Raw genomic sequence first — 4,627 nt, 5'->3', positions numbered from 1 at the left:
AGCTCGCGTAGCGCCTCGAACACCGTCGCTCGGGCAAGCCCCGTGAGCTTGCGGAGTCGAGCCGTACCCGGGTGACAAGTCCCGTCCGGCCCCAGGTGCCAGGCGAGCGCCACGAAGACCAGGCGGGCGCTTGGGCTCAAGGTGCCGGGCGACTCGAACAGCCTCCGGAGAGCGCTCAGGGTCGGTGCCCAGGGCTCCCAACCAGGGGAGTCGCGCGACCGCTTGGCATCTGGCGTATCCATGCCCCGTCACCCGTCCGTGCGGGCGTGGCGATGGAGCCGCCGCGACTCCGCTTCAATCCGGCGGAGCCGGGTGACGAAGCCGGCGTAAGCGCTATTCCAGTAGGCCGCGATGATGCTCTTGTCGTCGGTGTCCAGCTCGTAAGCGACCCCGAACCCCGAGTCAGGATCTGGCACGACGCGCACGCGAATGCCGCGCATGGCAGCGTAGGCGGCTTCGTAGCGGTTGAGGGTGCGAATCATGGTGGTCACTCCTCACGCGGCCCGGGTGTGATGCTCCCGCTCCTGTTCTTCCATCCACGCCAGAAGCGCCGCCACGCGAAAGCGCACCTTGCGGCCAAGGCGCAGGTGGGGAATGCGGTTCTCCCTCGCTAGGCGAAGCACGGTGACAGGATGAAGACCCAGCAGCTCCGCTGCCTTCCTGTGGTCGATGGTTCGCAGGTCTTCTTCGCTCGTGGTCATGTTGGTGCCCTCCTATCGCGCGCTGGAACGGCCCTGGGGTATGCCAGGACAGGCCGGGGGTACGCGAAAAACCCCGCCCGGGTGGGCGGGGTCAACATACGGGGTCGCCGCTCTCAGGCGAGTGCGTCGAGATTGAGTGTCCAGGGCTCCGGCGCCGGCTCGGTCACCAGTTCGTACAGGCCATCACCCCGGAGCCGAAATACCTGCCGGACCCGCAGGCCCGCCGGCCACTGGTGCAGGGCTGCGTCCCTGACGTACCGCCACCGCAAGGCGATGCCACCCACGCCGGGCGACAGGGCGACATGGCCCACGGCGACGTTCAGACCGTCGATGAGCCAGCGCAGCTCTTCCGGCGCCTCTCCTCGGGCGATCAGCAGCGCGGCCACCGCGTCGGGCGTGATGGTCGGCGCATGGCGCCACGGTTCGGGAGCTTCGGCCAGGACTACGCCCAGGCGGTAGGCGCCGAGGGCGGCTGCCCGGGCTTCCCGGAGCACAGGCACCCGGGTGCCCTTCCGGAGCAGCGTCCAAGTCGCGAATGCCTGGGCCGCGGTATCATGAGGGTACTCGCCAGTGCGCCCGCGTTGTCCAGGCCCACCGCGGATCCTTTCCGGCCCCGGCATGAGCCCCTCATGGACCCACCGCCCCAGCGTCCCCAGGGGTACGGACACCCCCCTGGACTCGAGCTCTCGCCGCACGTCGGCAAGGGTCACGATACAGGCCTCCCATCGTGCCTGCCACTGCATCTCCGTCTCAAGGACGCGGTAGTCCCGCACCTGCCATCGGGTGGCCATCTCGGGGATGAGGGCGATAGCGTCACGAACAGCTTCCGCGTGCAGCGTCGCCAGCGCAGCCGCCTCCTAATGGGCGCGGGGATCCCGCAGTCACTCTTCACGGCATGAAGAGTACACCCGAACGCGCCGCCTGTCAACCTCTTGTGCCACACTTCGCGGCCACTGGGAGGGCAGGCGGGATGCAGGGACACCCAAGAGCTTTGCCAGGCGCTCTCGGGTCTCGTCGCCGGCTCGAACTTCGCCGCGCATCCATCGGTAGACGTGGCCCCAAGAAACACCCGCCTTCGCCGCGAGCTGCGGCACCGTGTAACCGGCCAACATGGCCATGACCTTCAGGGGATGGGCACCCATCGACTCACGCTCCTCTCCGTTCGCGCGAACGACGCTGCAAACGGGCACCCTTGCGCGGAAACCGGTGACTCCTAAAATCCGGCAAAACGCTGGAAAGCGCTCATGAACCCCAGACGGCGCCACGACGGGGGAAAGTCGGGGTGGCGGTTGCGGTCAATTTTCCAGGATTCACGCCCGTTTATGGACCCAAAGCGACTCCAAAACCGGCGGTTGCGGGTTCAAGTCCTGCCGCCCCTGCCAGTCCCCACACGCCGCCCGATCTACGTCCTCCCCGGCCCGCCCGGCGGGTCGAACCAGCCCCGGGCTCGCAGGTACCAGTAGGTGCCGAACCCGACGGCCGCCATGAGCACCAGCGCGAGGGGGTAACCCCACAACCACTCCAGCTCCGGCATGTGACGGAAGTTCATGCCGTAAATGCCGGCGATCAGCGTGAGCGGGATGAAGATGGCGCTGACCATGGTCAGCCGCTGCATGACCAGGTTGAGCCGGTCGGTGCGCAGCGACAAGTACATCTGTACCACGTTGTCGAGCAGCCGCAGTTCGTTCTCCACAATGGCCATCAGCCGGTCGGCGTGGTCAGAGATGTCGCGAAAGTAAAGCGCTGCCCCATCGGAAACCAGCCCCCTCCGCTCCCGGCCCAGGTGGGCGAGCGCCTCGGACTGCGGCCTGAGGCTGCGCCGGGCCGTCAAGAAGGTCCGGCGAAGGCGGGTGATCTCAGGCCACGGGTTTTCCTCCGAGCGTTCCAGCACCTGGTCTTCCAGTTGCTCCCGGGCCTCGACCAGCCGCTCGATGACCGGAAACAGCCCATCCACGATCGCGTCCACCACCAGATGGGCCACGAACTCTGGGCCACGGCGCATCAGTTGCGGGTGGGCGGCCAGCCTGCGCCAGACTTGCTCGATCTCCTGGGCCGGTTCGAGGTGCACCGTGACGAGGTACGACCGGTGCAAGAACAGGTCCACCTCACCCAATCGCAGCTCCGCACGAAGCCCCGTCCCCTGCAGCACGAAGCGGTGCAGGGCCACGAACAGATACTGGGGATACGGATCCACCTTGGCGAACTCGCTCAGCGACCGGGCGTCCTCGATGGACAGCGGGTGAAACCCGAAGGGATCCTGCAGGAGATTCCACTCGGCCTCGCTGGGGGCTTCCAGGTCCAGCCAGAAGACGGGCTCCTCCTCGACCCAGGACCGGACCGCCTGCGTGGCCTGGGCGCCGTCCAAAACGGAGAGGCTTCCGTCCGGCATGACTCGGATCAGGCGGGCGGGGATGGGGCGTCACCTCCTGTACGGCCCGGGACGCGCGAGGCACCGGCCAAGAGGCCGGCCGGTGCTCAACAGGTTCAGCGCGAACCTGCGGGAAAGCCTCAAAGACGTCCCGCTGGCCTCCTTGTGGAGGCGAGTTGAGCCCGGCTCGGCATTGGCCGGTGCCTCTCGGTAACTAAGATGACCTGAGTGAGTCCGTTTATACGGCGGTAAGCCGCTTCGCCCCGAGCAACCCCTGGGCGTCCAGCCATTCGATGATGTCCCTGAAGACCTCTTCATGCCCCGGATCGTTGAAGATCTCGTGGTACCTGCCGGGATACAGGCGCAAAGCCTTGCGGCCATACGTAACCCCCTCGAACACGGCCCGGGTGGCCTCCGGGTCCACCACCCGGTCGTCTTCGCCCTGCAGGAACAAGGCCGGCACGGAAAGGCGATCGGCCAGCTCGTGCCTTGCGCGCCACGCCGCCCGGCTGCACTCCACGAACCACCGGGGTGTCGCCGTGGTGCCGACGAGCGGATCTTCACGGTAGGCTCGCACGACCTCGGGGTCGCGGCTCAGCTGTTCGGGGAGGATGTTGGCCGGCCGCTGAAGGCGCGGCAGCAGCCGAGATATCACCGGGGCCAGCGCCCTTTCCACCCGGCTGACCTTCATTCGCAGCGCAAACCACGGCGACGAGACCACCAGCGCCGCGATGCTCGCGGGGTGGGCCACAGCGTACGAAAACGCGATGAGGCCGCCCAGGCTGTGGCCGATCATGATGGGCCGGCGCTGGTCGCCCGCACGCTGCGCGACCATCCCGACGAACTGCCGGAGGTCGTCCAGATACTCGCCGAACCGGTCGACGTGGCACCGCGGCCCGTCGGAACGGCCATGGCCCCGCTGGTCGAGCGCCGCGACCTCCAGCCCGTGCTGAACGAGGAACTCCGCCACATGGCGGTACCGGCCGCTGTGCTCGTTGGCTCCGTGAACGATCACCACATGCCCCCGGGGCGGCTCGCGTCCCCGCCAGAACCGGAAGAACAGCCCAACACCGCCGCCTGCCGTGAGGTACCCGGTCTGCTCCTGCATCTTTCAGGCACCCCGTTCGAGCCGCTTTCCGAAGATCAGGTAGGGGTGGTCGGTGCCGTCGAAGCGGATGGGTCCCGCGACCAGCTCCCAGCCCCGGCTCCTGTACATTGCCACGGCCACCGTGGGGCCCTGCCGGGTGGAGAGAAGAGCCCGGCGGTGCGGGAGCCCTTCGAGGAGGCGATCATGAAGACGGCCGCCGATTCCCTGCCCCTGATAGGACGGGTGGACGTGGAGTTCGACCAGTTCGAAGTGGTCGCCGAGCCACTCACGCGCCTTCGCCCCGTCCAGGTGGCGTGCCACCTGTTCCGTCCACCACTGCCCTCTCCGGCCGGTGTAGCCGTAGGCAAACCCGACCGGAGCTTCGTGGAGAAACGCCACCACGCACCGGAAGCCGTCCCGGTCGGCGTGGGAGAGCAACAGGTGGACGAGGTGCCCGGCGGGAGGCGGCCC

Annotated in this window: 8 protein-coding genes; all 8 read right to left on the bottom strand. The window is 67.8% G+C overall.

What is annotated here, in order from left to right; genetic code table 11:
* On the bottom strand, positions 1-242 hold a 242-nt coding region (locus AB1609_16075; protein ID MEW6047968.1), incomplete at its 3' end, for a helix-turn-helix domain-containing protein.
* Positions 243-248: 6 nt separating this feature from the next.
* Positions 249-482, bottom strand: a complete 234-nt coding sequence (locus AB1609_16070; GenBank protein ID MEW6047967.1) for a hypothetical protein — start codon at positions 480-482, stop codon at positions 249-251.
* Positions 483-494: 12 nt separating this feature from the next.
* Positions 495-701, bottom strand: a complete 207-nt coding sequence (locus AB1609_16065) for a helix-turn-helix domain-containing protein (GenBank protein ID MEW6047966.1) — start codon at positions 699-701, stop codon at positions 495-497.
* Between the two features lie 113 nt (positions 702-814).
* Positions 815-1,411 (bottom strand): hypothetical protein, encoded by a 597-nt coding sequence (locus AB1609_16060; protein ID MEW6047965.1) that lies wholly within the window; start codon positions 1,409-1,411, stop codon positions 815-817.
* A 171-nt stretch (positions 1,412-1,582) separates the two neighbouring features.
* Entirely contained in the window at positions 1,583-1,843 is a 261-nt protein-coding gene (locus tag AB1609_16055; GenBank protein MEW6047964.1) for a helix-turn-helix transcriptional regulator, read from the bottom strand.
* A gap of 260 nt (positions 1,844-2,103) precedes the next feature.
* The gene (gene corA / locus AB1609_16050) at positions 2,104-3,066 is read right to left on the bottom strand and encodes a magnesium/cobalt transporter CorA (GenBank protein MEW6047963.1); all 963 of its coding nucleotides are present in this window, start codon (positions 3,064-3,066) and stop codon (positions 2,104-2,106) included.
* A gap of 241 nt (positions 3,067-3,307) precedes the next feature.
* Positions 3,308-4,177 carry a lysophospholipase gene (locus AB1609_16045; protein MEW6047962.1) on the bottom strand — a complete coding sequence of 290 codons (870 nt, stop codon included), beginning with the start codon at positions 4,175-4,177 and terminating at the stop codon, positions 3,308-3,310.
* 3 nt (positions 4,178-4,180) lie between these two features.
* A partial coding sequence (locus AB1609_16040; GenBank protein MEW6047961.1) for a GNAT family N-acetyltransferase occupies positions 4,181-4,627 on the bottom strand: 447 nt, incomplete at its 5' end.

The organism is Bacillota bacterium (assembly GCA_040754675.1).
GTDB lineage: Bacteria > Bacillota > Limnochordia > Limnochordales > Geochordaceae > Geochorda.
This window is presented reverse-complemented; position numbering and strand designations above follow the sequence as displayed.

Excerpts from the sequence above, each read along its gene's own strand:
- AB1609_16070 (MEW6047967.1), bottom strand. The coding sequence starts at position 482 with ATGATTCGCACCCTCAACCGCTACGAAGCCGCCTACGCTGCCATGCGC.
- AB1609_16065 (MEW6047966.1), bottom strand. The coding sequence starts at position 701 with ATGACCACGAGCGAAGAAGACCTGCGAACCATCGACCACAGGAAGGCA.
- AB1609_16055 (MEW6047964.1), bottom strand. The coding sequence starts at position 1,843 with ATGGGTGCCCATCCCCTGAAGGTCATGGCCATGTTGGCCGGTTACACG.
- AB1609_16045 (MEW6047962.1), bottom strand. The coding sequence starts at position 4,177 with ATGCAGGAGCAGACCGGGTACCTCACGGCAGGCGGCGGTGTTGGGCTG.